This is a genomic window from Actinomadura meridiana (genome assembly GCF_039537545.1).
In the GTDB taxonomy this organism is placed as follows: Bacteria; Actinomycetota; Actinomycetes; order Streptosporangiales; family Streptosporangiaceae; genus Spirillospora; species Spirillospora meridiana.
In genome coordinates, this window is sequence record NZ_BAABAS010000005.1 from 424,665 (window position 1) to 441,571 (window position 16,907).

Consider the following 16,907-nt stretch of genomic DNA (forward strand, 5'->3'; position numbering starts at 1 on the left):
GAGTGCCCCTGACTTCTCGTGGTTTGACCGGCCCCTATTCAGCCATCACGTGAACGCGGAGCGTCACGAAGCGCAGGTGGTTGCCTGACAATCTCCTCTGACCAACTTTCTGAACTTGGTGGCCGCTTGAGTCAGGGTTGAGGCACCATGCCCGCATGGCAGCACGACGGTCGAGAGCGAAGGTCAGCCCGAGCCTGGTCGCGTTCGGGCGTAGGTTCCGCCGGTTCCGCGAGGCGAAGGGGTGGAGCCAGGAGAACGTCGCACGTCGGGCTCGCGACGGGGAGGGCGTCACACCCCAGTACATCGGGCAGGTCGAGACCGGCCGGACGCGCTGCACTCGCGAGTTCGCCGAGACGATGGATCGGGAGCTCGACGCGGACGGCGAGCTGGTCGAGCTGTGGGAGGACCTGGTCAAGGGCGCCGAGTTCCCGACCTGGTACGAGTGGCTGCCCATCGAGGAGTCGGCCGAGGAGCTGACCTGCTACAGCCTCTCGCTCGTGCATGGCCTGCTCCAGACGCCCGGCTACGCCGAAGCGCAGCTGATGGGTGACAAGAAGAAGACGGAGGATCGCCTTGCCCGACAGAGCATCCTGACGCGGGAGAGCCCGCCGCCGCCCGGCTGCACGTTCCTGGTGGACGAAGGCGTCCTCTTACGTGAGGTCGGAAACCCGCAGGTCATGAGCGAGCAGTGCGATCACCTCATAGCGGCGCCGGAGACTCTGGGGGTCTCGCTCCACATCGTCAAGATGCGGGGCGAGCACGGCGGGAACATCAGTTCATTCACGATCGCTACCCTGGAGGACATGCGCGAGGTCGCGTACTTCGAGTGCCCGGCACGCGGATTCACCTTGGAGGCGGCAGACGAACTGGTCGCCACTCGGCGGGCGCTCCGAGAAGTGCGGGCTTTGGCTCTCCCGATAGATCAGTCGCTCGATGTCATCCGAAAGGTGCAGGCAGAACGATGGACCTGAACACGGCAACCTGGCGTAAGAGCAGTTACAGCGGCAACACAGGTGGCGAGTGTGTCGAGTTGGCGTCCGCTCCCGGAATCGTCGCCGTCCGTGACTCGAAGGATCCGGAAGGGGCGAAGTTGGTTGTGGGGCGTGCGGAGTTCGCGGCTCTGGTGGTCACTCTGAAGCGCTGATCTCCCCGAGGTTTGTTGAGCCCGGTCCCTTGGGGCCGGGCTCTTTGGTTTGCGGATTGGTGGGGGTGGTGGTGAGATCATTCTCGGTTCTGTGGGCTGAGTGGAGGGTGGGCATGGAATCGGGAGCGGTTCTTGGGGGTCGGTATCGGCTTACCGCGCGGATTGGGCGGGGCGGGATGGGGGAGGTGTGGGCCGCTGACGACATGGAGTTGCGGCGGCGGGTCGCGGTGAAGGTTGTGCTGGTGGGGCAGGGTGCGGCGGCTCTGATGAGCGATCGGCTGCGGCGGGAGGCGGAGAACGCGGCGCGGTTGCAGCATCCGGGGATCACCGTGGTCCATGACATCGGGGAGCAGGACGGGCAGCCGTTCTTTGTGATGGAGCTGTTGAACGGGACTGACTTCGCGACGATCCTTGCGCAGCATCCTCATGGATTGGCTGTCGGGCGGGTGCTCGATGTCGGCGCGGCCGTTGCGGATGGGTTGGGATGTGCACACCGTAGGGGAGTTTTGCACCGTGACATCAAGCCCGCCAATCTGATGGAGCTGGCCGAGGGCGGGGTGAAGATTTGCGACTTCGGTATTTCCCGGTCGATGGACGCTACCGGGCAGCTCACGGCGGCCGGCGGGATGATGGCCACCCCGGCTTATACGGCGCCCGAGCAGTATGAAGGGCGGCCCGCCGATGCGCGTTCTGATCTTTATGCCTTCGGCTGCACCCTGTACGCGTTGTTGGCGGGAGTGCCGCCGTTCGTCGGCGACACCCTGCCCGCGTTGATGCGTCAGCATCTGATGGTGGATCCGCTGCCGCCGTCTCGGGGGCGGCCCGGGTATCCGCCGGAGCTGGATCAGCTTGTGCTCTGGTTGCTGGCCAAGGATCCGGCGCGGCGTCCCGGGTCCGCCGATGAGGTGGCTCAGCGGTTTCGGGCGCTGGCGGGGGCGGCGGCGCGGCCGCAGGTTCCCGTGCCACAGTTCGCTCAGCCCGTTCCGGCAGCTCAGGCCGGGCCACCTGCGGGCGGTGGGCCCGCTCCCGCACCGCCTATGGCGCCGCCGGTGGGTGGGACGATGCCGCCACCGGCGCGGCGTGGGGTTGGGCGGCGGGCCTTCTTGGTCGGGGGGCTCGTGCTTGTCGGGGGCGCGGCTGCGGCGGGCGCGGTCTACGTGACCACGGACGTCTTTCGCGGTTCGGACGCGACCGTCCTGTCCGGTCACACCGACGAGGTGAACTCCGTTGTGTTCAGCCCGGACGGCCGGACGCTCGCGACCGGCAGTCTGGACGGCAACGTGCGGTTGTGGGACGTGGCCGCCGAACGTTCTGTGGCCGTTCTCGACGACTATCCCGACGCCGTTGAGGCGGTGGCGTACAGCCCGGACGGCAAGCTCCTCGCCGCCGGTGGCGCGGGCGGGACGGTGCAGTTCTGGGACACCGGCAGTAGGCGCGGCGCCGGAGCTCTGAAGCGCGACGCCCACCAGATCCGGGCGCTGGCGTTCAGCCAGCGTGGTGGGCTCCTCGCCTCTGGAGGTGACGTCGGTGCTCCCGCACATGGCCTCGGTGCCTCCGCGGAACTGTGGAACCTGGCCAAGCGGCGTGTGGTCGGCGAGGTGGGGAACCCGACCTGGCCTGCCGAGTCGGTGGCGTTCAGTCCCGATGGAACGATCCTCGCGACCGCCGGGGGCCGTGTGCCGCTGGTGTTGTGGGACGTGGCGGCCGGCCGCCGCATCGTCGAACTCGAGGGTCATGGCGACGGCACCCTCGCGGTGGCGTTCAGTCCGGACGGCAAGACCCTCGCCACCGGCCATGTGGACAACAAGGTGCGGCTGTGGAAGTTGACCTGATCGTCCTGGGTCGCCTTGGCGGCGAATGCCGGTAGGGGCGGGTCGGGCGGCCGGAACGCTGTCCGGCCGCCCGTGGAGCAGCGTCGATGGGTTACTTCGGTGGCATCAGGACGCTGTCGATGATGTAGACGGTCGCGTTGGCCGTGTGGACGTTGCCGCAGATCACGGGCGCGCTCTCGCCGATCGTGAAGGACTCGCCGGAGCCGCTGGTCTTGAGCATCGCGCCGTTCAGCGTCTTGAAGTCGCCGGACGACAGCCCGCTCGGCGCGATCGGCTGTCCGACGACGTGGTAGGTCAGGATGCCCGTCAGCGTCTTCTTGTCGCTCATGACCTTGTCGAGCGTCGACTTCGGGATCTTCTTGAAGGCGTCGTTGGTCGGTGCGAACACGGTGATGTTCTTGGCCGAGTTGAGAGTGTCGACCAGGCCCGCCTGCTTCACCGCGCTGACCAGCGTGGACAGGACCGGGTTGTTGGACGCGGCGGTCGCGACGGGGTCGGTGGACATGCCGCTGAAGCTGCCCTTGCCGGACGCGGGGACAGCCGAGCAGCCGGGCCCGAACGGCTGGTCCGACGACGGCGAGCTGCTCGACGCGGACGGCGCCGAGCTGGCCGTCGCGGCGGCGGCCTTGCCCTTGTCGGGCTCGTCGTCGCCGGAGCACGCGGTGGTCGCGGTGGCGACGGCGGCCGCGGCCAGGACTCCGGCGGCGATACGGGTGCGGTACATGGTGAACTCCTTGCTTCGGTTTCCGGTTCGCTCGTTGTCGTGGGTGCTCAGGTGACGGTGACCACCACCGAATGCCAGCCCGTCGCACCGTCCGGGAACGGCGGCTCGCGGTGTTCGGGCTGCGTGTGGCCGGTGCCGTCGGTGGCGCGGCAGCGCAGCGTGTGGGAGCCGGGCGCGGCGTCCCACTCGGCGACCCACTGCCGCCAGGTGTCCAGGCCGGGGACGGGCGCGAGCCGCGCCTGCCGCCAGGGGCCGTTGTCGACCTGCCATTCGACGGCGTCGACGCCCCGGTGCTGGGCCCACGCGGTTCCGGCGACGGCGATCCGTCCCGCCTTCACAGTGGCCAGCGGCCTGGGTACGTCGATGCGGGAGAACGTCTTGATCGGAGCGCGTTCGGCGTAGCCGCGTTTCGTCCAGTACGCCTGGTCGGTCGCGAAACGGGTGACCTTGAGGTCGGTGACCCATTTGGTGGCCGAGACGTAGCCGTACAGGCCGGGGACGACCATCCGCGCGGGGAAGCCGTGGGCGATCGGCAGCGGCTCTCCGTTCATGCCGACGGCGAGCATGGCGTCCCGTCCGTCCAGGATCGTCTCGATCGGAGTGGACAGCGTCATGCCGTCGAACGACCGGGACAGGATCTGGTCGGCGCCGCCGTGGATCCCCGCCTCGCGCAGCAGCGGCGCCAGCGGGACGCCCAGCCAGCGGGCGTTGCCCGCGAGGTCGCCGCCGACCTGGTTGGACACGCACGACAGCGTGATGTCGCGTTCGATCAGCGTCCGGCGCAGCAGGTCGTCGAACGACATCTCGACGGGGTGGGCGACCATGCCGTGGATGCGCAGCGTCCAGTCGCGCGGGTCGACCTGCGGTAGGACGAGGGCGGTGTCGACCCGGTAGAAGTCCCTGTTGGACGTGCGGAACGACGTCATCCCCGGCACCCGCACCTGCGCCCCGCCCGGCACGCGGCGCGGCGGGCTTGCCGGACGGGGCAGTCGCAGGTCCGCCCGGACGGACGAAACGTCGCCGCGACGCAGCAGTATCCGCCCCAGCACACCGCCGACCGCAGCGACGCCGACCACCCCCGCACCGGTCACCAGCATTCGCCGCCGATCGGGCCCCGCACCGCCCGAAGACCGGGGCTCTGAACCGTTCTTCTCGTTCAGAACGGCGGCTTCGGTCGCCTCGCCACGAGCAGGGGCAGCCGTGCCGGGAGCCGTCGCGGGGGACGGCTGAGGGCGGCGCGCCAGCAAAACCTGTGCGGTCTTACCGGTGAGCGCGCCGAGCGCGGACGGTGGAGGACGGTGCGCCAGCAGAGCCAGTGCGGCCATACCAGCGAGCGAGCCGAGCGCGGACGGTACCGCGTCGACGGGCTCGGCGACCGGTCTGGTCAGGGCCGCGACCATCCCGACGATCCCGAATGCCGCGAGCCCCGCCAGCCCCCATCCGAGCCGACGGCGGCTCAGCAGCCCGACGGCCAGCGCCGCGATGGTGATCCCGGCACCGAGGCCGATCAGCAGTACGGTCTTGTCGTCGTCTCCGAAACGGCGGATCGCGAAGTCCTTCAACCAGATCGGGGTGAGGTCGATGAAGCCGGAGCCCACTGCCAGCAGCGGCGACGCGGACGTCCGGCCGAGCACACCGGCCGCCAGCTCCGCGACTCCCATCGCGGCCGCGGCGGCCAGCAGCCCGCGCAGCGCGGCGGTGACCCGCCCGACCGACGAGGTGGATCGTCGGGTTCTGCTCCGTTCCGAACTCGTTCGTTCGCCTGTCACAACCGGTGTTCGAGGCCGGACGGTCGGTGGATGGGTCGCATCTTTCGCGCGGTCAGGACCCATCCTCCGGGACGCCCGCTCCGAACCAGCGGTGTGGAGATGAACGAACCGGTCGACGGGCCACGGCCGATCGGCACGAGACCACCGGACCTGGCCGACCTCCTCGGCCGCGTCGCGCGCGGCGACCAGGAAGCGTTCGGCGAGGTGTACGAGGAGCTGTCCGGGCCGATCTACGGGCTGGCGCTACGGGTTGTCCGCGACCCGGCCCAGGCCGAGGAGATCGCGCAGGACGTGCTCGTCGAACTCTGGCGCAAGGCGTCGCACTACCGTTCAGAACGGGGCAGCCCCACGTCATGGGCGCTGACGGTGGCGCACCGCCGCGCCGTCGACCGGGTGCGGTCCAGCCAGGCCGACCGGGATCGCGAGGAACGCACCGCCGCCCCCGGACCCGAGTACGACGAGGTCGCCGAAGAGGCCGGGACCCGGCTGGAACATCAACAGGTCCGCCGCTGCATGCGCGGCCTGACCGAGACGCAACGCGAATCGATCACCCTCGCCTACTACGGCGGCTACACCTACCGTGAGGTCTCCGAACTGCTCGGCGTCGGCCTCGCCGCCGTCAAGACCCGGATGCGCGACGGACTGATCCGGCTGCGTGACTGCTTGGGAGTGCAGGCATGACCCACGACCCGCACGACCTCGCCGGCCCGTACGCGCTGGACGCCCTCACCGACACCGAGCGGCGCCGTTTCGAACGCCACCTGTCGGGATGCGCCGCCTGCGCCGACGAGGCGGCCGGACTCCGCGAGACCACCACCCGACTGGCGCTGGCCGCCGCCCGCCGCCCGCCCGGCGCGCTGCGCGGACGGGTCATGGCCGAGATCGCCCGGACCCGGCAGACACCCCCGCCCCTCAACCGTCGCCTGCCGTCCCCCCGCACGGGCGGTCTGAGCTGGCTCGCCGCCGCGGCTTGCCTGGTCCTGGCCCTGCTCGGCGGTGTCGCGGCCCTGCACTTCAACCGCGCGGCCGATCACGCGCAGGCCCTGAACCGGCAGATCACCGCGATCATGACGGCACCGGACGCGCACACCTCCACGTCCCGCGCACAGGGCACCGCCACCGTCACGGTCGTGTCGTCCCGCTCGCTCGGCAGGGCCGTCGTCACCACGTCCGGGTTGCGGCCTCTGCCGTCCGCCAGGACGTACCAGATGTGGTGGCTTGGCCCGACCACACCCCGATCCGCCGGAACACTGGACCTGTCGAAAAACCCGCGTCCAATCATCACGAGGGGCCTCGCCGACGCCCAAAGCTTCGGCGTCACCATCGAGCCCACCGGCGGCTCCCCCCAACCCACCACAGCCCCGCTCCTCACCCTCCCCCTCACCTGACCCCACCTGGCGAGGCTGTGGCGGATGAGTTACGTGTCCGCGTCAGTTGTTCGGAGTGAACGGGTTCCGGATCCGGCCATTTCTCGGCGGTGCGCCTGACCTGCGGTGTCTGTGTTCTGAATAGTTTTCGGACGGCGTTGGGCTAGGGGATCAGGCGGTTCGTGCGTTAGCTTTCTCGGGCCCGTACGGCGGGCGGACGACACCCCGCGATCGTCGATGAACGGGGTGGCGTGACGGTGGGCGAGCGCGTGATTTTTCGGATTCTGGGGGCCCTGCGAGCAGGTGTCGGGGGCGAACCGGTCGATCTCGGTGGGCGGCGGGCGCGGCTCGTGCTGGCGGCGTTGCTGCTCGAACCGGGGCGGGCGGTGCCGGTGGACAGGCTCATCGACGTGGTCTGGCCCGACCGTCCTCCGGCGTCCGCGCGCACGCAGGTCGCCATCGCGGTGTCGGGGCTGCGGCGGACGTTCCGGCAGGCGGGCTGCGCCGACGAGGTGATCGAGACCGTCCGGCCCGGCTACCGGATTCTCACCCGTGCGATTGACGCCCTCGCGGCGGAGGAACGGATCGGAGCGGCGCGCCGGGACGTCGCCGCGGGCCGTCCCGCCAAGGCCGCCGAACGGTTCCGGGACGCGCTGGCGCTGTGGGACGGGCCCGTCCTCGCCGGGCTCGACCGTCCGGCCATCGAGGCCGCCGCGCATCGCTGGGAGGAACTGCGTCTGACCGCCGTCGAGGAGCGGGCGCGGGTGGAGTTGATGCTGGGCCGTCACCATGAGCTCGTCGGCGAGCTGGTGGGGCCGGTGGGGGAGCAGCCCTACAGGGAGCGGCTCAGGGCACTGCTGATGATCGCGTTGGCGCGGGCGGGGCGCAGGGGCGAGGCGCTCGACGTCTACCACGCGGGGCGCCGCAGGCTGAATGACGACCTGGGGCTGGAGCCGGGGCGCGAGTTGCGAGACCTGCACATGGCCATCCTGCGCGATGACCCGTCGACGCACCCTCGGGCACCCGCCGCGTCCTACAGGGGACCGGCGCTGCGCTGGCGTCGCACGTCACGGTTCCCCGCGACCGTGAAGGGCCACCGGGCGCGCGCTGCCCGGCGGCCTCCACGAGGTTAGGTGGGAGTCAGTTCAGCTGGAGGTGGGAGCGTCCGTGGCTACTTTGACCACTTGTGGGAGCGGATGGCCACGTTCGCGGCGTTGATCGGGTGGGTCGTGTACGACACCGGATCGGAGATCTGGCCGCTGTAGTTCGCGTTCCGGTAGAACTTCACCTTGTTGTACGGGTTGCTGGTGTAGCCGTTGTTCCAGATGCTGTTGACCCTGAATCCGTACGGCTTGCAGCGGATGCTCCCGCCGCGCCAGTCCGGGTCGTCGCCGGTCCAGTTGCAGCGGGTGCCGGTGGCGTTGCGGCCGCTCCAGACGCACACGTCGCCCCTCGGGCAGGACGCGTTGGTGGCGCTCGTCGTCGCGGCCAGCGCGGCCGCCGACGGAATGGCCGCGGTGACGATCCCCGCGGTCACCGCCCCGGTGAGCAGTCCGATCCTGATTCTGTGCATGGTTCCCCCTGTCGTCAGTAGACCTTGGAGCAGGTCCTGATGGTCTTGCCGTTGACGTCCATGGCCTTGTCGTCGGAGTTGCCTGGGCCCGTCAGGAAGTACGCCGACACCCAGCCGCGCTTGGCGCCCTGGTCGAGGTCGGTGTAGAGCCACCAGTGGTTGTGGCCGTACTTGCCTGAGTAGTTCTGTCCCCACTTCTTGTAGAAGACGTAGTTGCGGCCTTGGTACAGGTAGCCGATTGTGGATCCGCATTTCAGGTAGTTCGGGTTGGCGAACGCCTTGTCGAACGTCTGGATCCACTGCCTGCCGTCGCGACCGCACCCATACTGATTCGTGCCTTTTTCATGCCTTTCTCCCCCGGTGTTGTGTGTGATCGCCGGAGACGCTACGGAAGACCGTTATCGAACGCTTATCGTCCGAGTGGGCGGAAGAGTTTCGGTGGCGCCCCTCGGGTAGATCGCCTGCGATGTGCCTGGCGGAGGGAGGCTGCGCGCCGCATGGTGACGCTCGTCCTGGCCTATGCCGTCGTGGCGGTCGCCGTGCCGTGGGCGCTCGGACGGCATCGGCGCGCGATGGCGTGCGCCGCGGCCGTGCTTCCGGCGGTGACGGCCGGGTGGGCGCTCGTCCGGGCCGGGGACGGCGTCACGGAGACGGTCGGGTGGGCGTCCGAACTGGGGTTGTCGATCGACCTGCGGCTCGACGCGCTGTCCGCCGTGATGCTGGTGCTCGTCGGCGGGGTCGGCGCGGTGGTGCTGTGCTACTCGGGCTGGTACTTCGGGCCCGGCGAACGGTTGATGACCGGGACGCTGGTCGCGTTCGCCGGGGCGATGACGGGACTGGTGCTCGCCGACAACCTCCTCGTCCTGTACGTGTTCTGGGAACTGACGACCGTCAGTTCGTTCATCCTGATCGGCGCTCCCCGGCCCGAGCTGGCGGAGTCGCGGCGGGCGGCGACCGAGGCGCTGCTGACGACCACGGCGTTCGGGCTGGTCATGCTGGCCGGGTTCGTGCTGCTCGGCCAGGCCGCGGGAACCTACCGGATCTCGGCGTTGCTCGCCGATCCGCCCGGCGGTGGGGCGGCGGACGCGGGCGTGGTGCTGGTCCTGCTGGGCGCGTTCGCGAAGTCGGCGCAGGTGCCGCTGCACGGATGGCTTCCGGCGGCGATGGTGGCGCCGACGCCGGTGAGCGCCTACCTGCACGCCGCCGCGATGGTGAAGGCGGGCGTCTACCTGGTGGCGCGGTTCGCGCCCGGGTTCGCGGAGACGGGCGCGTGGCGTCCGATGGTCCTGGTCGCCGGGCTGTCCAGCATGATCGTCGGCGGGCTGGTGGCGTTGCGGCAGGACGACCTGAAACGGCTCCTCGCCTACGGGACGGTCAGCCAGCTCGGCCTCCTCATGATCCTGCTGGGGGACGGCACGCGCACGGCGGCGCTCGCGGGCATGGCGCTCCTCCTCGCCCACGGGCTCTTCAAGGCGCCGCTGTTCCTGGCGGTCGGAGCGCTGGAGCACGAGACGGGCACGCGCCGCGCCGAGTGCCTCTCCGGGGCGGGACGGCGGCTGCCCCTGCTCGCGGTCGCCGCGACGGCCGCGACCGCGTCCATGATCGGGCTGCCGCCGTTCCTCGGGTTCGTCGCGAAGGAGGCGGCCTTCAAGGCGTTCGCCCACGGCGGCCTGGACGCGGTCGTCCTCGCCGGTGTGGTGACGGGGTCGGCGCTGACCGTGGCCTACGGCGTGCGTTTGTTGCACGGCGCGTTCGGCGGCGCCTCGGACATGCCTCGCCACAAGGAGTCGTGGGGCCTGGTCGGGCCCGTGATCGTGTTGGCCGTCGCGGGGTTCGTCGTGGGCGCGTTCCCCGGGCCGCTGCGCGAGCTCGTCGAGCCCTACGCCGATGCGGTGGGGGCTGATTCCGGGTACGAGCTGGCGCTGTGGCACGGGCTCGGGCTGCCGCTCGGGTTGTCCGTGGTCGCGCTGATCGTGGGCGTCGGGGTGTATTTCGTGTTCGGACGGTCGTTCCCGGCGAAGATCGTCCGGTGGTGGGTTCCGGACGTTCAGCGGGGATACGACGCCGTCGTCGAAGGCGTGTACCGGGGCGCGCGTGCCGTGACCAGGCGCGTGCAGATCGGATCGCTGCCGGTCTACCTCGGGGTGATCGCCGTGACGGTGCTCGTCCTGCCGGGCACGGCGCTCGCGGTCGGGCTGATCGACGGGCACGGGCCGTCCTGGCGAGGGCTGCGGGCGTGGGACGACCCCGTGCAGCCCGTCCTGTCCGTGGTGGTGGCCGGATGTGCGCTCGCGGCGTTGCGGGCACGGCGGCGGCTGTCGGCGGCGCTGTTGCTCGCCGGGGTCGGCTACGGGACCGGCGGCCTGTTCGTCGTCCAGGGCGGGCCGGACCTCGCGCTGACGCTCCTCGTCGTGGAGACCCTGTCACTGATCATGCTCGTGCTGGTGCTGCGGCGGCTGCCCGACCGGTTCCCGCCGCGTCGCAGGACGACGCCCGCACGGGCCGCCACCGGGGCGATCGCCCTCTGCCTCGGCGGATTCGTCGCGGTGTTCCTGGTGGTCGCGGCGCTGAGCCGGAACGCCGCCCCGGTCGGCCCCCGGTACGCGGGGCCCGCCGAGGAGGAGGGGGCGAAGAACATCGTGAACCTGATCCTGGTCGAGCTGCGGGCCCTCGACACGCTCGGCGAGATCGTGGTGCTGGCGGTCGTGGCGATGGGCGTGTCGGGGCTGGTGCTGGTCCGGCCGGGGGCGTGGCGCCCGTCCGAGGCGCCCGCCGAGATGACCGAGGGCCCCGGGCGGACGCGCTGGCTCGCGTCGCCGGGCCGCCCCCCGCTCGGCGGTTCGTCGGTGGTGCTGGAGGCGACGGCGCGGCTGCTCGGCCCGACGATCCTGCTGTTCTCGATCTACCTGCTCGTCGCGGGGCACGGCCGTCCCGGCGGCGGGTTCGTCGGCGGGCTCGTGGCGGGCATGGCGTTCGTGCTGCGCTACCTGCCGGGCGGAAGGCGGGAGCTGGCCACGGCGCTGCCCGTGCGTCCGAGCATCCTGCTCGGCGGTGGGCTCGGGCTCGCGATCGCGACGGGCGCGGCGGGCTGGCGATCCGGCGGGCAGTTCCTGGAAGGCGACGTCCTGCACGCGACGCCGCCGGTCATCGGGGAGGTCCACGTCCCGACCAGCCTGGTCTTCGATGTCGGCGTGTATCTGGTGGTGCTCGGGCTGGTCGTGACGATCCTCACCACGCTCGGCGCGAGCCTGGAGGACGACGCGGACACGGCCGACGACGCGGACACCGACACAGTGGGGGAGGAATCGTGAACGGGCCCGCGCTCGTCCTCGTCGCGGTCGTGGCGGTGCTGTTCGCCGCCGGGTTCGACCTGCTGATGCAGCGGTCGCTCATCCGCGTCGTGGTCGGGTTCATGCTGCTCGGGCACGGCGCGAACCTCGTCCTGCTGCTGGCGGGAGGCGCCGCCGGGACGCCGCCGATCCTCGGTGAGGGCAAGGGCCGGTCTGCGGACCCGCTGCCGCAGGCGATGGCGCTGACCGCCATCGTGATCACGTTCGGCGTGACGGCGTTCCTGCTGGCCCTGGCCTACCGGAGCCGCCTGCTGCTCGGCGAGGACGAGGTCATGGACGACGTCGAGGACCGCCGGGTCTGCGCCGAGGAGCACGCCGACATCGGGAACGGCGGAGACGCCGGATGAACGTCCTCGTGCCGCTGCCGTTCGTGTTGCCGCTGCTCGGCGCGGCACTCGCCATGATCAGCCGCCGGAGGGAGACCTGGCTGCGCGTCCTCGGCCCGCTCGTCGTCGCGGGCGTGGTCGCGGCGTCCGGCGTGCTGCTGGCGGTCCTCGCGACGGACGACGCGCGGGACGGCGTCGCCGCCGTGCAGATGGGCGGCTGGGCCGCGCCGCTCGGCATCACGCTCGTCGCGGACCGCCTGTCGGTGCTGCTGCTGGTCGTGTCCGGTGCCGTGCTCCTGGCGATCATGCTTCACGCGGTGGGGGAGGGCGCCGGAGGGCTCGGCAGGCACGAACCGGGCGTGTTCTATCCCACGTACCTGACGCTGACCGCCGGGGTCTGCCTGCTGTTCCTCGCCGGAGACCTGTTCAACCTGTTCGTCGCGTTCGAGGTGATGCTGGCGTCCAGCTACGTCCTGATGACGCTCACCCCGACCGCGGAACGGATGCGGGCCGGGATGACGTACACGGTGGTCAGCCTCACCTCGTCGATCCTGTTCCTCACCGCGCTCGGCCTCGTCTACGCCGCCGCCGGGACGGTGAACCTCGCCGACCTGTCGCTGCGCGTGCAGGAGCTACCACAGGGCACCCGGTCGGCGCTCGGAATGCTGTTCCTCGTCGTGTTCGGCATCAAGGGCGCGATCGTGCCGATGCACCTGTGGCTGCCCGACAGCTATCCGGCCGCGCTCACAAAGGTCACGGCCGTGTTCGCAGCGCTGCTGACGAAGGCCGCCGTGTACGCGCTGATCCGCGTCCAGACGCTGCTGTTCCCCCGCGACCACGCCTCGTGGGTCATGCTGGTGCTCGCCGCCGCGACGATGCTGGTCGGCACGCTCGGCGCGCTGACGCACGACGACATCCACCGGGTGTTCTCGTTCACGCTCGTCGGCCACATCGGGTACATGCTGTTCGGGCTGGGGCTGTTCAGCGTGGCGGGGCTTACCGGGGCGATCCTGTATCTCGTCCACCACATCGTTGTGCAGGCGACGTTGTTCCTGGTCAGCGACCTCATGCAGGGCCGCACGGGAGAGACGTCGCTGCGTCGGCTCGGTGGTCTGGCGAGCCTGTCGTCGTTCATCTCCGTGCTGTTCCTCGTCCCCGCGCTGAGCGTGAGCGGGGTGCCGCCGACGTCCGGATTCGTCGCCAAGCTCGCGCTGTTCCAGGCGGGCCTCGGCGAGGGACGCTCCCTCGCGTACGCCGTCACGGGCGTGGCCGTCCTCGCGAGCCTCCTCACGCTCATGGCGATGGCGCGGATCTGGACGCTCGGGTTCTGGCGCGCCCGTCCGGCCGACGCCGCCGAACCGCCCACCGAGGAGTCCTACACGCGGGGCGGCGTCCAGGTGATGCGGTCGGTGACGGCCGTGCTGGTCGTGGGCGGGCTGCTCATCACGGTGTTCGCGGGGCCGCTGTCGTCCTGGAGCCACCGGGCCGCGACCGACCTCCTCGACCCGTCGGCGTACCGGCGGGCGGTGCTGGACGGGGCCGCCCGATGAACCGCGTGCTGAGCCGCCTCGGCATGGGCGTGTGGCTGCTCGGCGTGTGGCTGCTGCTGTGGGGACGGGTCGACGCCCTGACCGTGCTCGGCGGACTGGTCGCCGTCGCCGTCGCGTACGCGGTGAGCAGGCTGCCCGCCGTGCCGATGGTCACGCGGGTGCGTCCGTTGCGGCTCGCCGAGGCCGCGCTGGAGTTCGCGTGGGACCTGGCCGTGTCCAGCGTCGTCATCGGCTGGCACGCGCTGCGCGCGCCGGGACGGGTCCGGGGCGCGATCGTCGAGGTCGGCGCCCAGTCGCGCTCCGAACTCGTCCTGCTGGCGCTCACCACGAGCATCTCCCTGCGGCCCGGCACCCTGCTCGTCGACATCGACTGGGAGCGCTCGCGCCTGCGGATCCACGGGATGCCCGTCCGGGACGCCGCCGAGGCCGACTCCACCCGGGACGGCGTCCTGCACACCGAACGGAGGCTGATGCAAGCCCTCGTGACCCCGGACGACACCCGCCGAACGGAGGACCTCTCATGACCGTCGTCTACGCGGTGACGATGGCGCTGCTGGGCGCCGCCGTCCTGATGACCACCGCGCGCCTCGTCCGCGGACCTACGGCCTTCGACCGCATCATGGCGCTGGACGTTTTGTCCGTCCTGCTGGTCAGCGGCACCGCCGTCTACGCCGTCGCCCGCGAGGAACCCGCCAACGCGACCATCCTCGTGGTGATCGCGCTGCTGGGCTTCGTCGGATCGGTGACGGCGGCCCGGCTGGCGGCCGAACGGGAGGACCGCACATGATCGCGGCCGACGTCGTCACGGCCGTCCTGCTCCCGGCGGGCGCCGCGTTCTCGGCGGTGGGCGCGCTCGGCGTCCTGCGCTTCCCCGACCTGCTGACCCGCCTGCACGCGGCGACGAAACCGCAGACGATCGGGCTCCTGCTCGTCCTCGCGGGCGTGGCCCCGCAAACAGGATCAGCAGCCGCCGCGACACCCCTGCTCCTGGTCGCGGTCTTCCAGCTGATCACCGCCCCGGTCGCCGCCCAGACCATCGCCGCGGCGGCCCACCGCTCCGGAGCCGTCGACCAAACCGCCCTCGCACTGGACGAATCCGACCCCGAACCCTGACGACTCGCCAAGCCGTCGTCTTACGGCAGCCAGCGGGCGACGAGATCCCGTGGGACGCCCTCTCGCATGCTCCAGAGCTTCCATTCGCCGCGCCATCTCCGTCTTCACCTGGTTCCGGTACGGCGTGATGGTCGCGAGCCGGCCGGTGGGCCTGCTTCCCTCCGGTGGGACGGGATGCTTGCGCGCGGGCAGCACGCCCTCCTGTCATGTGATCGCCAAGGCCGATGTCACGGGGAGGGAGGGCATCACTCCTCGGTGGCGGGGCTGCCTCCGGCGACGACCTCGGCGAGCAGGTCCTCCTCGGTCGCGCCCCGGCGCCAGTAGCCGGTGAACGTGACGGCGCGGCGGTCCAGGCCGCGCTCGTTCACCAGGTGCCTGCGCAGGGCCTTGACGACGGCGGACTCGCCCGCGAGCCAGGCGTAGGCGTGGGCGGGGACCGTCGCGGCGCGGACGGCGTCCGGAAGGCCGCCGGGGGAGACCCAGGTGATCTCCGCGTCGGCGGCGGTCGGCAGGTCCTGGCGGTCGTCCTTGTGCGGGACGTCGATCCAGACGTGCGCGGGGGTCCCGGCGGGCAGCCAGGCGAGGTTCCCGGCGATGGCGGGCAGCGCGGTCAGGTCACCGGCGATCAGCACCGGGACGCCGGGCGGCGGACGGAAGTCGTAGCCGCCGTTGTCGGGGCCGGTCGGGCCGAGGGCGGCGACGCGGTCGCCGGGACGGGCGGTCTCCGCCCAGCGGGCGGCCGGTCCCGAGCCGCTGCCCGGGTGCAGCGCGAAGTCGACGTCGAGTTCGCCGGGACGCTGTTCGCGGACGGTGTAGGACCGCATGATGCCGCGTTCGGCCGGGTCCAGGGCCCGCCAGTCGGCGAACCACGAGTCGCCGTCGCTGTTCTCCGGCATCACGGGCGCGTCCTGGTGCGCGTGCGGGAAGAACAGCTTGATGCGCTGGTCGCGTCCGGCGGTGACGAAACCGGCGTCGCCGTCGAGGCACGTCCCGCCGAAGGTGACGCGGACCATGGACGGGCCGAGCCGTTCCGAACGCAGGACATACAGGTCGAAGAAGGCGTAGGGGTGAGCTGGAGTGGGGGGCATCGCGCGACCTCTCAGCCGGTCTTCTTGGCGGATGTGACGGACGCGGCGAGTGCTTCGAGGATCGGCGCGCACCCGTCGTAGGAGAAGCGGGGCTCGGGCTGCCACGGGATCACCTGGCCCGCGCGCACCGCGGGCAGTTCCTTCCAGGACGGCTTGGAGCCGAGGTCCTTCGGTCGCAGCGCCTGGGTGCGGGCGTCGAGCATGATGACGTCGGCCTTGTACTTCCCGGCGTTCTCCCAGCTCAGCTCCTCGAAGTAGCCGTCCTTGCTCGGCTTCTCCGGGGTGATCAGCTCGACGCCCAGTTCCTTGAGGTAGATGAGGTCGGTGTTCTTGTTCGGGCTGGAGGCGTAGAACAGGTCGGGGCTCGCTGACGCGGCCAGCACCTTCAACCCGGCGTTCGCCTTGGCCGCCGCGCGCACCGCCTCCGCCGCCTTGTCGAACCGGGCCTTCGCGGCGGCGACCTTCGGGGCGTTCAGATCGGCGCCGAGCGCGGCGGCGAGCGCGGCCGTCCGCTCGATGGGCTTCGGCAACGGGACGGCACCGGCGGAGATCGCGACGCTCGGCGCCAGCGCGTAGATCTTGTCCTTGCTTTCCGCCGGGACGTAGAACAACTCGTTCGGAATGAACATGTTGTCGACGAGCAGTTCGGGACGGAGCGCCGCGTACTTCTCGATGTTGAACTCGCCGTAGGCGTTGCCGATGATCTCCAGTCGGTCGACGGGAAGGCTCCCGGCCTGCGGGTCCGGCTTGCCGTCCGTCAACTTCGTCGGCCCGTACACGCCGACGAGCTGGTCGTCGACGCCGAAGTCGTAAAGGGCCGCCGCCGCGGCGACGTAGCCGACGACCCGCCGGGGGCGCGCCTTGAGGTCGACCTTCTTGCCGCGGTCGTCGGTGAACGTCCAGGCGCCACCGCCCGAGGACGCCGTACCGCCGCCGTCGCCGCCGCACGCGCTGATGAACGCGCCGACGGCGAGGGCGCCGCCCGCGCTCAGCAGGCCACGCCGGGTGAGGCCACGCGGGGACGGGGGACGGGCGACGCTCTTCGACATTTCGGACGCTCTCCAAGAATCA

General features: G+C 71.0%; 17 protein-coding genes. 12 read left to right on the top strand and 5 right to left on the bottom strand.

From position 1 onward, the window contains the following. The first annotated feature begins 155 nt into the window (after nucleotides 1-155). The 3 genes from ABD808_RS11240 to ABD808_RS11250 all read left to right on the top strand — a co-directional run bounded on the left by ABD808_RS11240 (nucleotide 156) and on the right by ABD808_RS11250 (nucleotide 2,976). The gene (locus ABD808_RS11240; protein WP_344894067.1) at nucleotides 156-971 is read left to right on the top strand and encodes a helix-turn-helix domain-containing protein; all 816 of its coding nucleotides are present in this window, start codon (nucleotides 156-158) and stop codon (nucleotides 969-971) included. Next, nucleotides 962-1,144: a DUF397 domain-containing protein gene (locus tag ABD808_RS11245; protein ID WP_344894070.1), complete on the top strand. Its 183-nt coding sequence runs from the start codon at nucleotides 962-964 to the stop codon at nucleotides 1,142-1,144. Before ABD808_RS11240 ends, ABD808_RS11245 begins: the two co-directional genes overlap by 10 nt. Nucleotides 1,145-1,257: 113 nt before the next feature. Then, a complete protein-coding gene (locus ABD808_RS11250) occupies nucleotides 1,258-2,976 on the top strand; it encodes a WD40 repeat domain-containing serine/threonine protein kinase (RefSeq protein WP_344895374.1) in 1,719 nt (572 codons plus the stop codon). 91 nt (nucleotides 2,977-3,067) lie between these two features. Here ABD808_RS11250 and ABD808_RS11255 read toward each other — a convergent pair whose 3' ends face one another. Both ABD808_RS11255 and ABD808_RS11260 read right to left on the bottom strand, forming a co-directional pair. Continuing rightward, on the bottom strand, nucleotides 3,068-3,700 hold the full coding sequence (locus tag ABD808_RS11255; RefSeq protein WP_344894073.1) for a fasciclin domain-containing protein: 633 nt from the start codon (nucleotides 3,698-3,700) through the stop codon (nucleotides 3,068-3,070). Nucleotides 3,701-3,747: 47 nt separating this feature from the next. Then, nucleotides 3,748-5,469: a molybdopterin-dependent oxidoreductase gene (locus tag ABD808_RS11260; protein WP_344894076.1), complete on the bottom strand. Its 1,722-nt coding sequence runs from the start codon at nucleotides 5,467-5,469 to the stop codon at nucleotides 3,748-3,750. A 99-nt stretch (nucleotides 5,470-5,568) separates the two neighbouring features. On the opposite strand from ABD808_RS11260, the gene sigK reads away from it, so the two are divergent. The 3 genes from sigK to ABD808_RS11275 all read left to right on the top strand — a co-directional run bounded on the left by sigK (nucleotide 5,569) and on the right by ABD808_RS11275 (nucleotide 7,969). Then, complete coding sequence (gene sigK, locus ABD808_RS11265) at nucleotides 5,569-6,150, top strand: ECF RNA polymerase sigma factor SigK (RefSeq protein WP_344894079.1); 582 nt, start codon at nucleotides 5,569-5,571, stop codon at nucleotides 6,148-6,150. Further along, on the top strand, nucleotides 6,147-6,857 hold the full coding sequence (locus ABD808_RS11270; RefSeq protein WP_344894082.1) for an anti-sigma factor: 711 nt from the start codon (nucleotides 6,147-6,149) through the stop codon (nucleotides 6,855-6,857). The genes sigK and ABD808_RS11270 overlap by 4 nt, the downstream gene beginning before the upstream one ends. 248 nt (nucleotides 6,858-7,105) lie before the next feature. Continuing rightward, nucleotides 7,106-7,969: an AfsR/SARP family transcriptional regulator gene (locus ABD808_RS11275; protein WP_344894085.1), complete on the top strand. Its 864-nt coding sequence runs from the start codon at nucleotides 7,106-7,108 to the stop codon at nucleotides 7,967-7,969. 38 nt (nucleotides 7,970-8,007) lie between these two features. Here ABD808_RS11275 and ABD808_RS11280 read toward each other — a convergent pair whose 3' ends face one another. Continuing rightward, the gene (locus ABD808_RS11280) at nucleotides 8,008-8,409 is read right to left on the bottom strand and encodes a peptidase inhibitor family I36 protein (RefSeq protein ID WP_344894088.1); all 402 of its coding nucleotides are present in this window, start codon (nucleotides 8,407-8,409) and stop codon (nucleotides 8,008-8,010) included. Nucleotides 8,410-8,906: 497 nt separating this feature from the next. Here ABD808_RS11280 and ABD808_RS11285 point away from each other — a divergent pair, with 497 nt between their 5' ends. From ABD808_RS11285 to mnhG, 6 genes are read left to right on the top strand one after another with little or no spacing between them, the layout of a single operon-like run. Next, nucleotides 8,907-11,720: a Na+/H+ antiporter subunit A gene (locus tag ABD808_RS11285; protein WP_344894091.1), complete on the top strand. Its 2,814-nt coding sequence runs from the start codon at nucleotides 8,907-8,909 to the stop codon at nucleotides 11,718-11,720. Beyond that, the gene (locus tag ABD808_RS11290) at nucleotides 11,717-12,106 is read left to right on the top strand and encodes a Na(+)/H(+) antiporter subunit C (protein WP_344894094.1); all 390 of its coding nucleotides are present in this window, start codon (nucleotides 11,717-11,719) and stop codon (nucleotides 12,104-12,106) included. The genes ABD808_RS11285 and ABD808_RS11290 overlap by 4 nt, the downstream gene beginning before the upstream one ends. Beyond that, nucleotides 12,103-13,635 carry a Na+/H+ antiporter subunit D gene (locus tag ABD808_RS11295; RefSeq protein WP_344894097.1) on the top strand — a complete coding sequence of 511 codons (1,533 nt, stop codon included), beginning with the start codon at nucleotides 12,103-12,105 and terminating at the stop codon, nucleotides 13,633-13,635. Before ABD808_RS11290 ends, ABD808_RS11295 begins: the two co-directional genes overlap by 4 nt. Next, nucleotides 13,632-14,159 carry a Na+/H+ antiporter subunit E gene (locus tag ABD808_RS11300; RefSeq protein ID WP_344894100.1) on the top strand — a complete coding sequence of 176 codons (528 nt, stop codon included), beginning with the start codon at nucleotides 13,632-13,634 and terminating at the stop codon, nucleotides 14,157-14,159. Before ABD808_RS11295 ends, ABD808_RS11300 begins: the two co-directional genes overlap by 4 nt. Beyond that, nucleotides 14,156-14,422, top strand: coding sequence for an MrpF/PhaF family protein (locus tag ABD808_RS11305; RefSeq protein ID WP_344894103.1), 267 nt, complete (start codon nucleotides 14,156-14,158; stop codon nucleotides 14,420-14,422). Before ABD808_RS11300 ends, ABD808_RS11305 begins: the two co-directional genes overlap by 4 nt. Next, nucleotides 14,419-14,748 (top strand): monovalent cation/H(+) antiporter subunit G, encoded by a 330-nt coding sequence (gene mnhG, locus ABD808_RS11310; RefSeq protein ID WP_344894106.1) that lies wholly within the window; start codon nucleotides 14,419-14,421, stop codon nucleotides 14,746-14,748. Before ABD808_RS11305 ends, mnhG begins: the two co-directional genes overlap by 4 nt. Nucleotides 14,749-14,993: 245 nt before the next feature. Here mnhG and ABD808_RS11315 read toward each other — a convergent pair whose 3' ends face one another. Further along, the gene (locus ABD808_RS11315; protein ID WP_344894109.1) at nucleotides 14,994-15,836 is read right to left on the bottom strand and encodes a siderophore-interacting protein; all 843 of its coding nucleotides are present in this window, start codon (nucleotides 15,834-15,836) and stop codon (nucleotides 14,994-14,996) included. A gap of 11 nt (nucleotides 15,837-15,847) precedes the next feature. Continuing rightward, complete coding sequence (locus tag ABD808_RS11320) at nucleotides 15,848-16,885, bottom strand: ABC transporter substrate-binding protein (protein ID WP_344894112.1); 1,038 nt, start codon at nucleotides 16,883-16,885, stop codon at nucleotides 15,848-15,850. Between the last annotated feature and the right edge of the window lie 22 nt (nucleotides 16,886-16,907).